Origin of the sequence: Plantactinospora sp. BC1, assembly GCF_003030345.1 — a bacterium.
In the GTDB taxonomy this organism is placed as follows: Bacteria; Actinomycetota; Actinomycetes; order Mycobacteriales; family Micromonosporaceae; genus Plantactinospora.
The window spans coordinates 7389334-7406281 of the sequence record NZ_CP028158.1; the positions used below are offsets into that span (position 1 = coordinate 7389334).

Below are 16948 nucleotides of genomic sequence, written 5' to 3' on the forward strand. Positions count from 1 at the left end.
CAACCCGGCCGCCAGCTGGGTCGGCGAGCGGGGTATGTCACGTTGGCTGGCTGAAAGGCTGAGTGATCTGTCACGCGTGCGGCCGGTGCGGTACGGGCGGGACTGGACTACAAATAGAGATCCGGAGCCTCCCCAGGACCCGGTAACAGAGAGCCCGGCGACCTGTGTCGTCGGGCTCTCGCCGGTCTGGGGCCGTCGGGCTCTCGCCGGTCTCGGGCCGCCCCGTCGTGCACGCCGCGCCCCGGCTCACCGGTCGAACCCGGCTGGGGTCTCCGTGCCCTGCGACACCGGCCGCGACGGGTCCGAGGCGGGCCGGCTTGCCCGGCCGGGGCAAGATGGCAGGGTGCCCACCCCACCCCCCGCCGACGTGCTCGAACCGCACGACGACACCGCCGACGAGATCGAGTCACGCGAGGAACTGGATCTCCATCTCCGGGGCGGCAGCCTCGCCGGCCTGACCGTGCAGGGGCTCCGGCTGGATCTCGATCCGGTGCCGGACCTGGCCGAGGTCGACCTGACCGGCACCCTCTTCGCCGGGTGCCGGTTCGTGTCCCGGGAGGTGGAGGCGGAGCTGGTCCGGCGCGGCGCGACCGTGGTACCGGCGTTCACGGAACTGCCGTACCCGACGCATCCGTCCCGGCTCTACACCGCCGACGAGCTGGCCGCCGGCTTCGACACCGGCGGCTTCGCCGGGATGTACGACACCGTGGTCTACGAGCACTTCCGGGCGCACGGCGGCGCGCTGCCGGAACTGCGGGAGGCGTTGGCCCAGCGGCTGCACGACCACGCCGTCGACAACGCGCTGACCGACGCCACCCGCTCCTGGCTGGCCCGGCACGGTCCGGGTTCGGTGGTCGGGGTGATGGGCGGGCACGCGGTACCGCGCGGCACCTCGGCGTACCGGCTGGCCGCGACGCTCGGCTGGGAGCTGGCCCGGGCCGGCCGGCTGGTGGTGACCGGCGGCGGTCCCGGGGTGATGGAGGCGGCCAACCTCGGCGCCTACCTCTCCGAGCGGTCGGCGGCCGACCTCGGCTCGGCGATCGACCTGCTGGCCACCGCGCCGGACTTCACCGACCACGATCCCTACACCGCGGTCGCGCTGCGGGTACGGGCCCGGTTCGGGCCGGCGATACCGCAGCCCCGCACCAGCAACGGCAACGGAACCGGGAACGGCGACGGGAACGGCAGCGGGAGCGGCAACGGCAACGGGAAGCGGGACGTCGACCCGGACGGCTGGGCCCGGCGCGGCGGGCTCGCCATCCCCACCTGGCTGTACGGGCACGAACCGGCGAACCTCTTCGCCGGCCGGATCGCCAAGTATTTCTCCAACGCGATCCGGGAGGACACCATCCTCCGGCTGGCCCGGGGCGGGATCGTCTTCGCCGCCGGTCGGGCCGGCACCGTGCAGGAGGTGTTCCAGGCGGCCACCAAGACGTTCTACGGCACCGACGGCGACAGCGGGCCGTACGTCTTCCTGGACAGCGCGTTCTGGACCCAGACCTTGCCGATCGAGGCGCTGCTCCGGCCGCTGCTGGCGCTGGCCCCCGCCGGTGACCTGGCCCGCTCGGTCTACGTCACCGACGACGTGCACGAGGCCGTCCGGCTGCTCACCGCCGCCGGATAGCGGCGCAGGGCCGCAGCCCGGGGCGGGTGGGCTGGCCGGTTCACAGATCGCCGACCGTGGCCCACCCGTCGCCGGGATGGAGTGCCGGAAACTACTTGGCCAGCGTCGTACCGGTCGAGCGCAGGTGCTCGCACGCCTCGACGACCCGCTGCGCCATGCCCGCCTCGGCCGCCTTGCCCCAGACCCGCGGGTCGTACTGCTTCTTGTTGCCGACCTCGCCGTCGACCTTCAGTACGCCGTCGTAGTTGCGGAACATGTGGTCCGCCACCGGCCGGGTGAAGGTGTACTGCGTGTCGGTGTCGATGTTCATCTTCACCACGCCGTAGTCGAGCGCCTCGCGGATCTCCTCCAGCAGCGAGCCGGAGCCGCCGTGGAAGACCAGGCTGAGCGGCTTGTCGCCCTTGTTGTACTTGGCGCCGACCGCCTGCTGGATCTCGTTGAGGATCTCCGGGCGGAGCTTGACGTTGCCGGGCTTGTAGACGCCGTGCACGTTGCCGAAGGTCAGCGCCGCCATGTAGCGACCCTTCTCGCCGAGGCCGAGCGCGTCGACCATGGCGATGCCGTCCTCGACGGTGGTGTAGAGCTTCTCGTTGATCGCGTTCTCGACGCCGTCCTCCTCGCCGCCGACCACACCGACCTCGATCTCCAGCACGATGTGCCCGGCCGCCGCCTCGTCGAGCAGCTGCGACGCGATCTCCAGGTTCTCCGCGACCGGCACGGCGGAGCCGTCCCACATGTGCGACTGGAAGAGCGGCTCCTCGCCCCGGGCCACCCGCTCCTTGGAGATCGCCATCAGCGGCCGGACGAACTTGTCGAGCTTGTCCTTCGGGCAGTGGTCGGTGTGCAGCGCGATGTTGACCGGGTAGTTCTTCGCCACCTCCCGGGCGTACGCGGCGAACGCCACCGCCCCGGTCACCATGTTCTTGACGGTCGGGCCGGAGAGGTACTCCGCGCCGCCGGTGGAGACCTGGATGATGCCGTCGCTCTCCGCGTCGGCGAAGCCGCGCAGCGCCGCGTTCAGGGTCTGCGAGGACGTCACGTTGATCGCCGGGTACGCGTACCGGCCCGCCTTGGCGCGGTCCAGCATCTCGGCGTAGACCTCGGGGGAAGCGATGGGCATGTGAAACGCTCCTTACTAACCACTCTCGGCCTGCTCGGCCGCTGTCTGGATGAACCTCTTTCCCACCTCCCCTCGCGGCCCGTGGTTTGGTCCCCGGGTGAGGGTCGATGCGCGGGCGCCGCGCGGCTCAGGTGGGAAAAGACTCGCTGGGTGCGCCCGGACCGCGCTGTCCTCCGCCCCGAAGTATCCCGTAGTCCGCTCGCGCCAATTCAACCCACCCGGCCCCGGCTCAGCGTTCGGGCCGGCCCGGCCAGACCACGCCGAGCAACCAGCTCACCACCGCCATCACGATCGCTCCGTAGAAGGCCGGCCAGAAGCCGTCGATCTGGAACGGCAGGTCGAACACCTGCGCGATCCAGTCCGTGAGCAGGAAGAGCAGCGCGTTGACGACCAGCGCGAACAATCCCAGCGTGAGCACGTAGAAGACACAGCCGACGACCCGGATGATCGGCTTGAGTACCGCGTTGACCACCCCGAAGATGAACGCGACGACGAGTACGGTCAGCGCGTCGTCCGCGGTGGTCCGCCCGGTCAGCTCGATACCGGGCACCACCAGGCTGGTGATCCAGAGCGCCAACGCGCTGATCACCAGCCGGATCAGGAAGCCCACCGCATCATCGTGGCACGCGACCCGGGGCCGGACGGGCGGTTTAGCCCGCTTCGGGACCGGGCACGGTGCTCCGGGTACGGGTCGCCCGATCAACCCGTACGGTGAAAAACAGCGGCACCGACCGGCAGGAGTAGGACATGGGCCAGCCCGACGAGGACTTCGCTCCCGGCGACCACCTCACCCCGGACGAGCGCGATCCGGAGGCGCCGGCCGAGGACGCGCTGGAGCAGGCGACCGTCGCGGACCCGAACGTCGAGGAGCAGCCGGCCGTCCAGCGCGGGCTGGAGGTCAACGAGTGGGACGCCGTGGAGCAGGCCCAGGTCGTCGGCTCCGACGACGACGACTACCGCTAAGCCGCCGGCACCGGTAACTCCGCCGCGCTCCCGGGCACCGTCGGCGACGGGCCGGAGGGCTCGGCCGGCTCCCGCGCCCCGGAGACCGGCTGCCGCGCCTCGGCGAGCAGCCGGCGGTAGATCCCGGTGAGGATCTCGGCCTGGGCCGCCCAGGTCCAGCCCGCCAGCAGCCCCGGCCGGTCGTACGCGGCCCGGTAGCGCCCCGGGTCCGCCAGCACCGCCCGGACCGCGCGGGCGTAGTCGGCGACGTCCCGGGCCCGGAACACCTCGCCCTGCCCGGTCGACCTGACGGTACCGGCCATCGTCCGTACGTCGCTGACCACCAGCGGCAGCCGGGCGTGCGCGTACTCGAAGAACTTGGTGATCAGCGCGATCTCGTGGTTGGGCCAGTGGTGGATCGGGATCGCCCCGACGTCCGCGCCGGAGAGGAACGGCACCACCTGCCAGTGCGCGACGTACGGCAGCACGTGCACCCGGTCGGCGACACCGATCCGGTGGGCGTGCGCGACGAGCTTGCGCACGTACTGGAGGTCGGGGTTGACCACCAGGGCGGTGTGCACCCCGGGCAGCTCCGGCAGCGCGTCGACCATGGTCCGCAGGCCGCGCTGCTCGGCGGCGCTGCCGCTGTAGACCACCAGCGGCACGTCGGGCCCGATCCCGCAGCGCTGCCGCAGGTCCGGAACGGCTCCGTCCACCCCGGTCGGTGCGTGCTCGGCGGCGGGCGCGTTCAGCACCACCGCCGGCTGCTCGGCGAGCCGGTGCTCGGCGCGGAGCAGGTCGGCGAGCGCGTCCGAGACGGTGACCACGGCGTCGGCGTACCGCGCGTACTCGCGCTCGTGCGCCCGCATCGCGGGCAGCCAGCGGATGTTCGGCTGCCACGGCCGGATGCCCGGCAGGAATTCGTGGGCGTCCCAGACCAGCCTGACCGGCCGGCCGGCGGCCTGTGCCCTGATCTTGGCCCGGGCGCCCACCCCGAGCATCCGGAAGTCGTTGGCGTGGATCAGATCCGGCGCCAGCTCGTCGACGACCGGCCCGTACGCCAGCTCGTAGTCCCAGAGCCCCGGTTCGAGCCGCCGCCAGGCACCGTCGCCCATGGTCAACTGCCAGCAGAACGTGTACGCCCGGTCCCACGGGTTGCGGTAGCGGCGGGCGTGGAGGCCGCGGTTGTGCATCTTCGTCCGGACCCAGACCCAGCGGCCGGCCAGGGCGGCCAGCAGCAGCCGGAGCCGGAGCCAGAGTTCCGCCGCCCGGTCCCGCCGACCGGCCCGGGCGGCGAGTGCGAGCTGCGCGCCCCGGAACCGCAGGTCCGCCCGCCAGGCGTCGACCTGCCGGGCCCGGTATTCGGCGATCCCGTTCGGCGGATAGCCGAACGGCCAGCGCAGCCAGGCACGCCGGTACTGGTGCCGCTTGCGGAACAGCGGCTCGGGCATCGGCAGCAGCCGGACCTGCGCCCCGCCGAGCTGCCAGCCCTGCGGCGCCCCGGTCGGCGACCGGCCGAGCAGGATCACCTCCCAGCCGGCGTCCGCCGCCGAGCGGGCCTGCTTCTGCACCCGGGAGTCCCCGTTGACGCCGTTGTCGACCAGCATGACGATCCGGCCCCGCACCTGGCGGTCCGCCCCGGCATCGTCCGGCGTCATCGTTCGGCTCCGTCCCACGCACCGCCCCACGGACCCGGCGAGTGTACGAGCCGACCCCGGTGACCAGGGCGGGAACGAGATGACGCGGAGGTGAACAGCGCGCGACGGAACCGGTCGGACCGGTCAGCGGGTGACCCGATCCGGGTGCCTGCCGACCCACTCGGCCAGGGTGTCCCGGGCGAACGCGTCGAAGAGGCTGCGGCTCTGGGCCGGGTCCAGGCTCTCGACCTCGCCGACCGGCCCCCGGTCCGGGTGGTACGTCCAGCCGATCCCGACCGCGTCCGCCGCGGCGACCGTACGCAGCGCGCCGAACAGCTCCTGCGGGGTCGTCCCGGCCAGGTCGAGGGTCAGGTTCCGGCCGAGCACCCGGACGATCTCGGCGATCCGGACCGGGTTGAGCCCGTTGGCCGGATCGGTGACCTCGTGCAGCAGCGCCTCGGCGAACCGCTGCCCGTTGCGGTCCCGGTCGTGCGCCCCCTGCGCCAGGCCGTACCGCTGGCGGAGCAGGTCCTGCGCGGCGGCGCCGTCGAGCCGCTGGCAGCCGGCCGGGAAGACCCGGGTGGTGTGGTGGGACCGTACCTGCTGTGGCAGGCAGGTCCGGACCCCGCCGACGGCGTCGGTGAGCTGCCGCAGCCCGGCGTAGGTCAGCGTCGCGGTCGCGTCGAACCGGATCCCGGTCAGCGCCGTGACGGTCCCTTCGGTCAGCGCGGCGCCGGCGGCCAGGTCCGGCCGGCTCCCCGGCCGGTGGCTGCCGAGGTAGAAGGCGCCGCTCAGCTTCCCGAAGCCGTGCCCGGGCACCTCGACGCCGAGGTCCCGGGGGACCGAGACGAGATAGAGCCGGCTCCGGTCCGCCGGTACGTGCACCAGCAGCACGGTGTCCGCGCGGTGGCCGTTGCTCCGGCCGTCCCCGCCGTCGACGCCGAGGACGAGGAAGTTCAGCGGCTCGGCCGGGTCGGTCGACCGGGCCGTGAGCGGGGGCGCGGCGACCTCGGAGACCGGCGGCACCCCGACGGTACGGCCGAACGTCGGCACCGCGAGCATGCCGAGCATGGCGAGGGCGGCCCCGGCGACCCGGGCGGCCCGCCGCCGGCGACGTCGGCGGGAGGCCCGGCGGTCGATCGCCGCCCGCACCGGCCCGGCGTCCGGGGTCAGCGACTCGTACCGGGCGAACGCCGCCCGCAACTCCTGCTCGACCGGCCGTGGGTCCGGGCCGGCACCCGACCCGTCCGACCCGGCCGAGTCGTCGAACACCCGGATGTCGTCGTCGCTCATTGACAGGCCTCCACGAATTCGGCACGAAGGGTGGCGAGGGCGCGCGAGATGGCGGACCGGACGGTGCCGACGGCGCAGCCGAGCACCTCGGCGATCTCGGCGTCCGGCAGGTCCTCGTAGTAGCGGAGCACCAGCGCGGCCCGCTGCCGGCGCGGCAGCCGGGCCAGCCAGCTCCACACCTGGTCCCGCTCCACGGTGGACTCCGCGTGGTCGACGCGTACCGCCACCGCCTCGTCGGGCTCCGCACGCAGCAGTACCCGGCGTACCCAGGAGCCGCGCTGCCAGTCGAGGTACTGGTTGGTCAGCATCCGGCGTACGTACCGTTCGGGCGCGTCGGCACGGGTCACCCGGCGCCAGTTGAGCTGGACCCGCACCATCGTCTCCTGCACGAGATCCTGGGCGAGATGGGGATCGCCGGTCAGCATCACCGCGTAGCGCAGCAGCGCGGTGAGCCTGGAGTCGGCGAACTCCTCGTACGTCACTGGCACCTCCGGGCCTCTCCTCCCTATAGACGGAAGTGTGGGACAGGAAGATTGCGGTTAATCGAGGCGACGGGTCGGCGGTGAGCTGTCAGCATTGTCGACGTGTTGATCACCGTGACCACCACCCACCAGCCGGCCACCGACCTGGGCTACCTGCTCGTGAAGCATCCCGACCGGGTGCACACGTTCGGGATGCCCACCGGTACGGCGTACGTGGTGTATCCGGAGGCCGGCACCGAACGCTGCACCGCCGCCCTGCTGCTCGACGTCGACCCGCTGGCGCTCTCCGGCGCTGGCCGGGGACGCCGGGGCCGGTCCGGCCGGGGCGGGAACCCGACGCCGGACGGCTTCACCCTCGGCCAGTACGTCAACGACCGCGGGTACGCCGCCTCCAGCCTGCTCTCGTCCGCACTGTCCGGCGTGTTCCGCTCGGCGCTGCGCGGCAACTCGAAGGACCGGCCCGAGCTGGCAGCCACCCCGATCCCGCTGGAGCTGCGGGTGCCGGCGCTGCGCTGCCGGGGCGGGGCCGAGCTGGCCGGGAAGCTCTTCGCCCCGCTGGGCTGGACGGTCACCGCCGAGCCGATCCCGCTGGACCCGGACCGCCCCGACTGGGGCGACAGCCGGTACGTCGACCTCACCCTGACCGGCACGGTCCGGCTGGCAGACGCCCTCAACCACCTCTACGTGCTGCTGCCGGTGCTGGACGACGCCAAGCACTACTGGGTCGCGCCGGACGAGATCGACAAGCTGCTCCGGGCCGGTGCCGGCTGGCTGGCCGAACACCCGGAACGGGGTCTGATCACCCGTCGCTACCTGGCCCACCGGCGGGCGCTGGCCGGCGTCGCCCTGGCCCGCCTCGCCGAGCAGCGGCTGGTCGACGAGCCGGCCGACCCGGACTCCATCGTGGAGAGTCCGGACTGCGGTGCGGACGAGGAGGCCGGGCTGCCGGCGGCGGTGGACCGGCAGCCGCTCGCGGCGCTGCGCCGGGCCGCCGTACTCGACGCGCTCGACTCCTGCGGCGCCACCCGGGTCCTCGACCTGGGCTGCGGCGGCGGCGCGCTGCTGACCGAGCTGGTCAAGAATCGCCGGTACACCGAGATCGTCGGCACCGACGTCTCGTCCCGGACCCTGGCGGTCGCGGAGCGCCGGCTGCGGCTGGACCGGTTGCCGCCCCGGCAGCGCGAGCGGATCAAGCTGTGGCAGTCCGCGCTGACCTACCGGGACGACCGGCTGCGCGGGTACGACGCCGCCGTGCTGATGGAGGTGGTCGAGCATCTCGACCCGCCGCGCCTGCCGGCGCTGGAGGCGGCCGTCTTCGGGCACGCCCGGCCGGGGACGGTGGTCGTGACCACCCCGAACGTCGAACACAACGTGCGGTATCCGGGGCTGGCGGCCGGGGGTTTCCGGCACGCCGACCACCGGTTCGAGTGGAGCCGGGCCGAGTTCGCCGACTGGGCCGGCTCGGTCGGCGCCGGTTACGGCTACGCGGTGACGATCAGCGGGGTCGGCGCCGACGACCCCGAGGTCGGCAGCCCGACCCAGCTCGCGGTCTTCACCCGCACCGCACCCGGCGGCACCGGGAACGGAACCGAGAACGGAGGAGGCGCCCGATGAGCAGCCTGGACATTCCCGAACTGGCCCTGGTGGCCCTGGTCGGCGTCTCCGGCTCGGGCAAGTCGACCTTCGCCCGCCGGCACTTCGCCCCGACCCAGGTGCTCTCCTCGGACACCTTCCGGGCGATGGTGGCCGACGACGAGAACGACCAGTCCGCCTCGGCCGACGCCTTCGAGGTGCTGCACCACGTCGCCGGGAAGCGGCTGCGCGCCGGCCGGCTGACCGTGGTGGACGCCACCAACCTCCAGCAGCACGCCCGGGCCGGGCTGGTCACCGTCGCCCGGGAACACGACGTACTCCCGGTGGCGATCGTGCTGGACGTGCCCGAGCCGCTCTGCTGGGAGCGGACCCAGGCCCGGCCGGACCGGACCTTCGGCCGGCAGGTCCTCGGCCGGATGCAGCGGGACCTGCGGCGCAGCGTCGGGCGGCTGGAGCGGGAGGGCTTCCGCAAGGTGCACGTGCTGCGCGGCGTCGAGGAGATCGAGGCCGCCGAGATCCGCTACGAGAAGCTCTTCAACGACCGCAAGGAGCTGACCGGGCCGTTCGACATCGTCGGCGACGTGCACGGCTGCCGGGCCGAGTTGGAGGCGCTGCTGCTCCGGCTCGGCTGGACGCTGCACCGCGACGAGCAGGGGCGGCCGGTGAACGCCACGCACCCGGAGGGGCGTACCGCGATCTTCGTGGGTGACCTGGTCGACCGGGGGCCGGACTCGCCCGGCGTACTCCGGCTGGTGATGGGGATGGTCGGCGCCGGCACCGCGCTCTGCGTGCCCGGCAACCACGAGCAGAAGCTGCTGCGCAAGCTGCGCGGCCGCAACGTCACGGTGTCGCACGGCCTGGCCGAGACGCTGGCCCAGCTCGACGCCGAGGAGCCGGGCTTCGTCGCCGAGATCTCCGCGTTCGTCGACCGCCTGGTCAGCCACTACGTGCTGGACGGCGGCCGGCTGGTGGTCGCGCACGCCGGGCTCAAGGCCGAATACCAGGGTCGGGCGTCCGGCCGGGTCCGGGCGTTCGCGCTCTTCGGCGAGACGACCGGGGAAACCGACGAGTACGGCCTGCCGGTGCGCTACCCGTGGGCCCGGGACTACCGGGGCTCGGCCATGGTCGTCTACGGTCACACCCCCACCCCGACCCCCGAGTGGGTCAACAACACCATCTGCATCGACACCGGCTGTGTCTTCGGCGGCACGCTGACCGCGCTGCGCTACCCGAGCCGGGAACTCGTCTCGCTGCCGGCGGCGAAGGAGTACTACCCGCCGGCCCGGCCGCTGACCGCCGCACCGGCCGCGTCGCCGTCCGGGTCAGCCGGCCGGTCGGCCACCGGTGAGCGGGACGATCTCGGGCTGGACCTGCGGGACGTCACCGGGCGGCGGCACCTCGACTACGGCTACGGCACGGTGACCGTACCGGCCGAGAACGCCGCCGCCGCGCTGGAGGTGATGAGCCGGTTCGCCGTCGACCCGCGCTGGCTGCCCTGGCTGCCGCCGACCATGGCACCCTGCTCCACCTCGACCGTCGACGGTTTCCTGGAGCATCCCGCGCAGGCGTTCGAGGACTACCGGCGGGCCGGGGTCGACCGGGTGGTCTGCGAGGAGAAGCACATGGGCTCCCGGGCGGTGGTGCTGGTCTGCCGGGACGAGACCGACCCGACGGGTGCCGGCCGGTTCGGTCCGGGCGACGGGGTGGTCTACACCCGGACCGGCCGGCCGTTCTTCGGCGGGACGCTCGACCGGGCACTGCTTTCCCGGGTACGTGCCGCCGTCGGCAGCGCCGGGCTCTGGGCCGAACTCGACACCGACTGGCTGCTGCTCGACTGCGAACTGCTGCCCTGGTCGGCCAAGGCCGGCGCGCTGATCCGGGAGCAGTACGCCCCGGTCGGTGCGGCGGGCCGGGCCGCGCTGCCGGCCGTACTCGACGCGCTGGACCGGGCGGCCGGGCGGGACCTGCCGGTCGCCGACCTGCGGGCCCGGATGGCCCGCCGGGCGACCGACCTGGACCGCTACACCGAGGCGTACCGGAGCTACGTCCGGCCGACCGACGGCCTCGCCGGGGTGACCCTGGCGCCGTTCGCGGTGCTCGCCAGCGAGGGCGCCTCGCACGCCGGCCGGGACCACGGCTGGCACCTGGCCCTGGCCGACCGGCTGCACGGCGCCGACCCGGAGCTGTTCACCCCGACCCGGCGCCGGGTGGTGGACCTCGCCGACGAGGCGGCGGTGTCGGCGGCGACCGAGTGGTGGCTGGAGCTGACCGGGGCCGGCAGCGAGGGGATGGTGGTGAAGCCGTACGCCGGGCTCGGCGCCCGGGACGCCGACGGCCGGCTGCTCCAGCCGGGCCTGAAGTGCCGGGGCCGGGACTACCTGCGGATCATCTACGGCCCGGAGTACGCCGAACCGGACCAGTTGGCCGCGCTCCGGCACCGGTCGCTGGGCCGCAAGCGCGGGCTGGCCCTGCGCGAGCACGGGCTCGGCCTGGCCGCGCTGGACCGGCTGGCCGAGGGCGCCCCGCTGTGGCGGCGGCACGAGTTGGTCTTCGCGATCCTCGCGTGCGAGTCGGAACCGGTCGATCCCCGGCTCTAGGGCGACGTCCGCCCTGGTCGGCGACGGGTTCGACCCGTCGCCGACCGGGGCGGGGCGGCCCGATCCGTTCCCGGTACGCCCCGGCGGCGGCATCGCGCGGCGACTGTCGGGAAGGTCCGCCTAGACTGCTGTGGTACCCGCCACCATGCTGGCGGACCCTTCACCGGCCATGCCGAGAGTTCCGGAGGTCTCCTCGTGCCGACGCCCACCACCACGCTGGCCCTGGGTCCGGATTGGCTGGATCCGGAGTGGTTGATCTCGACTTTCGGGCTGCTCGGCATCCTGGCCATCGTCTTCGCCGAGTCCGGGCTGTTGATCGGCTTCTTCCTGCCCGGTGACTCGTTGCTCTTCACGGCCGGCCTGCTGACCGCCGACGGGGAATACATCACCTACCCGCTCTGGCTGGTCTGCCTGCTGATCACGATCGCGGCGATCGCCGGTGACCAGGTCGGGTACGCGTTCGGCAAGAAGGTCGGTCCCGCGCTGTTCCGGCGCCCCAACTCCCGGCTGTTCAAGCAGGAGAACCTGCTCAAGGCGCACGAGTTCTTCGAGAAGTACGGCGCCCGATCGGTGGTGCTGGCCCGGTTCGTACCGATCGTCCGTACCTTCACCCCGATCGTCGCCGGGGTCAGCGGGATGCGCTACCGCACCTTCGTCATCTACAACGTGATCGGCGGCATCCTCTGGGGCACCGGGGTCACCGTGCTCGGCTACTTCCTCGGCCAGATCCCGTTCGTCAAGGCGAACATCGAGCTGATCCTGATCGCCATCGTCTTCGTCTCGGTGATCCCGATCATCATCGAGCTGCTCCGGGCCCGGATGGCCGCCCGCCGGGGCACCACCCCGGCCGAGCGGGCCGAGCTGGAGCACGCCGCCCAGGAGGCGCAGCGGCACCGCCGCACCGGCTACTGAGCGCAGCGGCATCCGGCGGGCCGGCAACGGCCCCTCGCCGGTGACCGCGCGACAGCGGCGCGGCCGGTCACACGCTGGTCGCGCCGCCGTCGATCCGGGACAGGAACTCGGCGGGCAGCTCCGGCAGTTCGGCCAGCCGCCCGACGGCGAGGGCCCGGTACGTCAGCCGGGCCGCTTCCTCAAGATTCGCGGCACGCTTGTGCGCCAGCTCCACACTGTCGGCCAGTACCGAGCAGCCGTGCCGGCTCAACACCAGACAGTTGGTGCCGTCCCGGGTCGCGTCGGCGGCCAACTCGGCCAGCTCGGTGGTGCCGGGCAGCCGGAACGGCACCCGGGCGACCCGGCGCAGATAGAAGCCGTGGTCGGTGGTGACCAGCCGGACCTGTTCACCGAGCGCGTCGAGCAGCAGCACGGTCTGCGGGTGCAGGTGCACGATCGCGTTCACGTCCGGCCGGGCCCGATAGGTGGCGAGGTGCAGTTCGACCTCGCTGGTCGGCATGATCTGCCGGCGCTGCGGCCCCGTCGGCCCGCCCGCCTCCCGGGCGTGCGGAAGCGCGGAGTGTCGCCACGGCGCGTCACCAGCGGCACCGGGCACCCCGACGGACGCGGCGGCACCACCGGCGGCCGGTGCGTCCGGCACCCGTGGCGCGGGCAGCGCCGTACCGTCCGGGACGGCGGCGCCGTCCCGGAGAGACTCTCCGGCCGGCTGTGCCGGGCCACCGTCGGCGGCCTGGCCCCCGGGGCGGCGCGGATCGTCCGGGTAGCCCGGAGGGTCCGTGCGGACGGAACCATCCGAGATGCGCACCCGGACGAAGGACGAACGGTCAAGCCGGTCCAGCCAGGTGCCGCCAGCGGTCACCCAGCAGGAATCGCCGTCGGGCAACCGGGCGGACAGGTTGCCGCCGGAACCGACCACAAGACCGGTCCGGACGACGTCCTGTCCGACGTACGCGAGCTGATCCCGCAGGTCTCCCCGGAGATAGTTCACGCCGGAAGCCCACCCCGTCCCACCGCGTCAGCAGCGGTTGGACCGTCTGGCGCCGTCCTGTGAAGGGCGGCCACCAGACGGGCCGTACGCTGATTCAGCGGGCCTTCTTGGTGGCCCGCTTACGCGGCGGGGTCAGCAGGTCGGCGATCGTGGCGATCGCCGTCGGCACCAGCCGGTAGTAAGCCCACACGCCCCGCTTCTCCCGCTCCAGCAAGCCGGCTTCGGTGAGGATACGGAGGTGGTGGCTGACCGTCGGCTGAGAGAGGCCGAGCGGCGCGGTGAGGTCACACACGCACGCTTCGCCCTCCGGTGCCGACTGGATCAGGCTGAGCAGCCGAAGCCGAGCGGGGTCGGCAAGGGCCTTGAGGACACCCGCCAGCCGCTCAGCGTCGGCGCGCTCGATCGGCTCGCCGGCAAGCGGCGAGATCTGAGGCATAGTCATTTCGGCCAACGCAGTTCCCACGTATTCCATCCTTCCACCAGCAGCATCGACCCGCCTGCATATCAGCAGATCCGAATCGGCAAACTTTTAGGCCACTAGGCCGAGGTCAGCCAACGTATAGGCTGCCCGGTATGGCAATCCGGCGGCTCGTACGGCGTCGCCCGCCCCACGATCAACAATAACCGCCACGCCCACGACCTCGGCTCCGGCCTCCCGTAACGCCTCCACCGCGGTCAGCACACTGCTTCCCGTGGTGGAGGTGTCCTCCACCGCCAACACTCGGCGGCCACTCAGCTCCGGACCCTCGATCCGGCGCTGCAACCCGTGCGTCTTGCCGGCCTTGCGCACCACGAAAGCGTCGAGTCGACGCGACGTCGCCGAGGCGGCGTGCAGCATCGAAACGGCGATCGGGTCCGCACCCAACGTCAGGCCGCCAACCGCGTCGTAGTCCCAGTCCCTCGTGAGGTCGAGCATGACCCGGCCGACCAACGGTGCCGCCGCGTGATGCAGGGTCACGCGCCGCAGATCGACGTACCAGTCCGCCTCACGACCAGAGGACAGCACCACCCGACCATGCACGACGGCGAGGTCAGTGATGAATTTACGCAGGTCGTCGTGGTCGCCCATGGCCGGTAAGGGTACTGCGCCAAGGTGAGAGCCGAATGGCCGACCCGGTGACGGGGCCGTTCGAGTCGGTCTGACGGTGGCCGATGGGACCGAAAATCGGCTACTCTCCGCACTGAATCTTGCCCACGGGCGGGCGTCTCAACGCAGCCCCGGGAAGCCCCGGATCCGTGTCGTGCAGCCGGATCACAACTCTGCGCGACCGGTCCGCCCCCGGGCGTTCTTGGCCACCGCCCGCCAGAGCCGGCCCGGTGCGTGCCGCAGGCCGAAGACCGCCACCTTGTAGCGCCAGTCCGGGACGCTGACCATGCGGTTCCGATCCAGGTCACGAAGGGCGTCCCGCACCACGTCGTCGGCGCGCAGCCACATCCAGTCCGGGGTCTTCGACATGTTGATGCCGGCCCGGTCGTGGAACTCCGTACGGGTGTAGCCGGGGCAGAGCGCCATCACCCGTACGCCCATCGGCCGTACCGACTGGGCCACCGACTCGCTGAAGTTGGTCACCCACGCCTTGCTCGCCGGGTACGTCGAGCCGGGCATCACCGGCCCGAAGCCTGAGACGGAAGAGACATTTATCACTGCGCCGTACCGCCGCTCGACCATCCTGGGCAGGGCGGCGAGGGTCAGCCGGAGCACGGCGTGCACGTTCAGCCGGAGCAGTCGCGACTCGTCGGCGACGGTCGAGCGCAGGAACGACCGGTTGAGACTGATCCCGGCATTGTTGACGAGCATGTCGACCGGTGCCGACGCGTCGGAGAGCCGTTCCTCGACCGACCCGCACCCCTGGTCGGTGGCGAGGTCGGCCGGGAGGACCTCGACCGTGGTGCCGTGCCGGGCGGTCAGCTCGGCGGCGGAGTCCGCGAGCCGCTGCGCGTCCCGGGCCACCAGCAGCAGGTCGTAGCCGTCGGCGGCGAGCCGCCGGGCGAACGCGGCGCCGATCCCGGCGGTGGCGCCGGTGATCAGGGCGCGCCGGGCTCCGCTCCGGCCCGGCCCGGAGGGCCCGCCGGCGTCGGGTTCGGTGCCCGACGGCGGAACGGCTGCTGCCACTGACTTCCCTCACCTCGACGACCACGGGGGGTACCGCTCCCACAAGGTAGCGGAGCGCCCGGGGATCGGAAAAGGACCTCCTCCGGCGGGGAGCGGCTCCGACGGCGGGCCCGGCGGGCGAGCGCCGCACCCGGCGCCGGTCCGATTCGACCACCCCGGCAGCGCCACCGCGCGGCCCCCGACCGCCGGACGTGCCGGATCCCCCGGCGGCCGGTGCCGACCGGGGGATCCGTGGTGCGGTGGTTCAGCTGGCCGGCGGGTTGCCGGGCGGGTTCGACGGCGGGTTCGACGGTGGGTTGCCGGGCGGGTCGGAGGGCGGCCCGGCCGGCGGGTACTGCGGGTACCCGGGGTCGGTGCCGGTGGTCGACGCCTGGCCCGGGTAGGGCGGTTGGCCCGGGTACGTCGCACCCGGCACCGGCGGCTCCCAACCGGCCGGCTGCTTGCGGAAGAACTCGTTCGACGCGGGCAGCGCGAGCAGGATGATCGCGGCGATCAGCGCCAGCAGCGCGACGATCGAGCAGATCAGCGTCAGCGGCTCGCTCCAGGAGGGCAGCTCCGCCTCAAGCCGCCGCTGGATCTCGGCGTTGTCCGGGCCGTCCGCTGTGGAGCCTCCACCGGTGCCCACCCCGGAGAGCGCCTGGCCGGCGGCACCGAACCCGGTGCAGCAGACTCCGAGCCCGGCAACCACCCAGGTGGCGATCCGGGCACCGTTGCGGCCCTGGTTGTTCAGCAGGGCCAGCACCACCAGGCCGATGGCGATCAGCAGTTGCAGTACCACGCTGAACACGGTGATGCCGACGGCGAAGCCCTCGGCACCCTCGACGGAGGTGCCCGCGTACTCCTCGCGGAAGATGGTTGAGACGGTACCGAGCGTGGCGAGGCTGACCACCGACGACACGGCGATCAGGGCGGCCGCCAGATAGAGCAGATAGCTGGCGTTGGTGACGGTGCTCGGGCGCGGCCTCGCGGTCGGCGCGGAATTGGCTGGTTCCGACACGGCTCTCCTTTCCTGGCTCGGGTCCCCCGGCTCGGAGGCCCCGGGATCGGCTTGTGCGGATCGAACGTTCCCAGATCAGAATTCCCAGATTCCGGACCACCGTATCGGTACCGGTCCCGCCGCCCGGGGGTGAACCGCCGCCGGCAGTACGGCCCGGAGTGGCCCGGAGTGGCGTCAGTCCCGGCCGAGCCGGCCGGCGGCGTACTCGCCGAGGGTGGTCTGGTCCATCAGGCAGCCGCTGAAGGTGGTCAGTTCGGCCGGATCGCCGAGCAGCCCCCGCCAGGCGTCCCGGGCCGCCACCGGGTCCAGCCGGTCGAGCAGCGTCGCCGCGTACGCCTTGCCGGCCGCCGACCCGTTCGCCAGCAACCACGCCAGCCGGGGACGCAGCTCCACGGCGTGCTCGGGCAGGGCCGCCTCGACGGTCCGGTACGCCTCGGTCGGCGGCAGCACCTGGCCGGCGAGGCCCACCCCGCCGAACGCGACGACGTCGGCGCCGGCCAGCTCGCGTACCGCCGTCGCCAGTTCGTCGTCCCGTCCCGGAAAATCGGTCATGCCACCAATGGTCACCCGATCCGGCCCGGAGCGCTCGCCGGCGGGGCGCCGGACGGCCGGGGAGTCGGCGACCGACGACGGGGCCGGCCCGATCGTGC

Annotated in this window: 16 protein-coding genes; 5 read left to right on the forward strand and 11 right to left on the reverse strand. The window is 72.9% G+C overall.

Going from position 1 to position 16948, the window contains the following annotated elements; genetic code table 11:
• Positions 1-343 precede the first annotated feature (343 nt).
• The gene (locus C6361_RS32475) at positions 344-1624 is read left to right on the forward strand and encodes an LOG family protein (RefSeq protein WP_234359152.1); all 1281 of its coding nucleotides are present in this window, start codon (positions 344-346) and stop codon (positions 1622-1624) included.
• 91 nt (positions 1625-1715) lie between these two features.
• Here C6361_RS32475 and fbaA read toward each other — a convergent pair whose 3' ends face one another.
• Positions 1716-2744: a class II fructose-bisphosphate aldolase gene (fbaA, locus tag C6361_RS32480; protein WP_107262625.1), complete on the reverse strand. Its 1029-nt coding sequence runs from the start codon at positions 2742-2744 to the stop codon at positions 1716-1718.
• A 229-nt stretch (positions 2745-2973) separates the two neighbouring features.
• Positions 2974-3354 (reverse strand): phage holin family protein, encoded by a 381-nt coding sequence (locus C6361_RS32485; RefSeq protein ID WP_107262624.1) that lies wholly within the window; start codon positions 3352-3354, stop codon positions 2974-2976.
• A gap of 137 nt (positions 3355-3491) precedes the next feature.
• Here C6361_RS32485 and C6361_RS32490 point away from each other — a divergent pair, with 137 nt between their 5' ends.
• Positions 3492-3707, forward strand: coding sequence for a hypothetical protein (locus C6361_RS32490; protein WP_107270070.1), 216 nt, complete (start codon positions 3492-3494; stop codon positions 3705-3707).
• On the opposite strand, the gene C6361_RS32495 is transcribed toward C6361_RS32490, so the two are convergent.
• The 3 genes from C6361_RS32495 to C6361_RS32505 form a co-directional block, all read right to left on the reverse strand.
• Positions 3704-5293, reverse strand: coding sequence for a glycosyltransferase family 4 protein (locus C6361_RS32495; protein WP_107271320.1), 1590 nt, complete (start codon positions 5291-5293; stop codon positions 3704-3706). The two genes, C6361_RS32490 and C6361_RS32495, sit on opposite strands and share 4 nt — an antisense overlap.
• Positions 5294-5467: 174 nt before the next feature.
• Complete coding sequence (locus C6361_RS32500; protein WP_107270071.1) at positions 5468-6616, reverse strand: LCP family protein; 1149 nt, start codon at positions 6614-6616, stop codon at positions 5468-5470.
• Positions 6613-7098, reverse strand: a complete 486-nt coding sequence (locus C6361_RS32505) for a SigE family RNA polymerase sigma factor (RefSeq protein WP_107262621.1) — start codon at positions 7096-7098, stop codon at positions 6613-6615. Before C6361_RS32505 ends, C6361_RS32500 begins: the two co-directional genes overlap by 4 nt.
• 102 nt (positions 7099-7200) lie before the next feature.
• Here C6361_RS32505 and C6361_RS32510 point away from each other — a divergent pair, with 102 nt between their 5' ends.
• From C6361_RS32510 to C6361_RS32520, 3 genes are all read left to right on the forward strand, one after another.
• The gene (locus C6361_RS32510) at positions 7201-8712 is read left to right on the forward strand and encodes a 3' terminal RNA ribose 2'-O-methyltransferase Hen1 (RefSeq protein WP_107270072.1); all 1512 of its coding nucleotides are present in this window, start codon (positions 7201-7203) and stop codon (positions 8710-8712) included.
• Positions 8709-11288, forward strand: a complete 2580-nt coding sequence (locus C6361_RS32515; RefSeq protein WP_107270073.1) for a polynucleotide kinase-phosphatase — start codon at positions 8709-8711, stop codon at positions 11286-11288. Before C6361_RS32510 ends, C6361_RS32515 begins: the two co-directional genes overlap by 4 nt.
• A 195-nt stretch (positions 11289-11483) precedes the next feature.
• Entirely contained in the window at positions 11484-12200 is a 717-nt protein-coding gene (locus C6361_RS32520; RefSeq protein ID WP_107262618.1) for a DedA family protein, read from the forward strand.
• 67 nt (positions 12201-12267) lie between these two features.
• Here the strand turns inward: C6361_RS32520 and C6361_RS32525 are convergent, their stop codons facing one another.
• The 6 genes from C6361_RS32525 to C6361_RS32550 form a co-directional block, all read right to left on the reverse strand.
• Positions 12268-13188, reverse strand: a complete 921-nt coding sequence (locus tag C6361_RS32525) for a class II aldolase/adducin family protein (RefSeq protein ID WP_107270074.1) — start codon at positions 13186-13188, stop codon at positions 12268-12270.
• A 94-nt stretch (positions 13189-13282) separates the two neighbouring features.
• Positions 13283-13660 carry a helix-turn-helix transcriptional regulator gene (locus tag C6361_RS32530; protein WP_007073957.1) on the reverse strand — a complete coding sequence of 126 codons (378 nt, stop codon included), beginning with the start codon at positions 13658-13660 and terminating at the stop codon, positions 13283-13285.
• 57 nt (positions 13661-13717) lie between these two features.
• Positions 13718-14257, reverse strand: coding sequence for an orotate phosphoribosyltransferase (gene pyrE, locus C6361_RS32535; protein ID WP_107262616.1), 540 nt, complete (start codon positions 14255-14257; stop codon positions 13718-13720).
• Positions 14258-14440: 183 nt separating this feature from the next.
• Positions 14441-15217 carry an SDR family oxidoreductase gene (locus C6361_RS32540; RefSeq protein WP_234359689.1) on the reverse strand — a complete coding sequence of 259 codons (777 nt, stop codon included), beginning with the start codon at positions 15215-15217 and terminating at the stop codon, positions 14441-14443.
• Positions 15218-15545: 328 nt separating this feature from the next.
• On the reverse strand, positions 15546-16298 hold the full coding sequence (locus tag C6361_RS32545; protein ID WP_107270076.1) for a hypothetical protein: 753 nt from the start codon (positions 16296-16298) through the stop codon (positions 15546-15548).
• Between the two features lie 174 nt (positions 16299-16472).
• On the reverse strand, positions 16473-16850 hold the full coding sequence (locus C6361_RS32550) for a hypothetical protein (protein WP_107271321.1): 378 nt from the start codon (positions 16848-16850) through the stop codon (positions 16473-16475).
• Positions 16851-16948 lie beyond the last annotated feature (98 nt).

What these genes read in the sequence shown, in the direction of transcription:
- C6361_RS32500 (WP_107270071.1), bottom strand. Translation starts at nt 6,616, where the DNA reads ATGAGCGACGACGACATCCGGGTGTTCGACGACTCGGCCGGGTCGGAC.
- C6361_RS32495 (WP_107271320.1), bottom strand. Translation starts at nt 5,293, where the DNA reads ATGCTGGTCGACAACGGCGTCAACGGGGACTCCCGGGTGCAGAAGCAG.
- C6361_RS32490 (WP_107270070.1), top strand. Translation starts at nt 3,492, where the DNA reads ATGGGCCAGCCCGACGAGGACTTCGCTCCCGGCGACCACCTCACCCCG.
- fbaA (WP_107262625.1), bottom strand. Translation starts at nt 2,744, where the DNA reads ATGCCCATCGCTTCCCCCGAGGTCTACGCCGAGATGCTGGACCGCGCC.
- C6361_RS32550 (WP_107271321.1), bottom strand. Translation starts at nt 16,850, where the DNA reads ATGACCGATTTTCCGGGACGGGACGACGAACTGGCGACGGCGGTACGC.
- pyrE (WP_107262616.1), bottom strand. Translation starts at nt 14,257, where the DNA reads ATGGGCGACCACGACGACCTGCGTAAATTCATCACTGACCTCGCCGTC.
- C6361_RS32515 (WP_107270073.1), top strand. Translation starts at nt 8,709, where the DNA reads ATGAGCAGCCTGGACATTCCCGAACTGGCCCTGGTGGCCCTGGTCGGC.
- C6361_RS32530 (WP_007073957.1), bottom strand. Translation starts at nt 13,660, where the DNA reads ATGGAATACGTGGGAACTGCGTTGGCCGAAATGACTATGCCTCAGATC.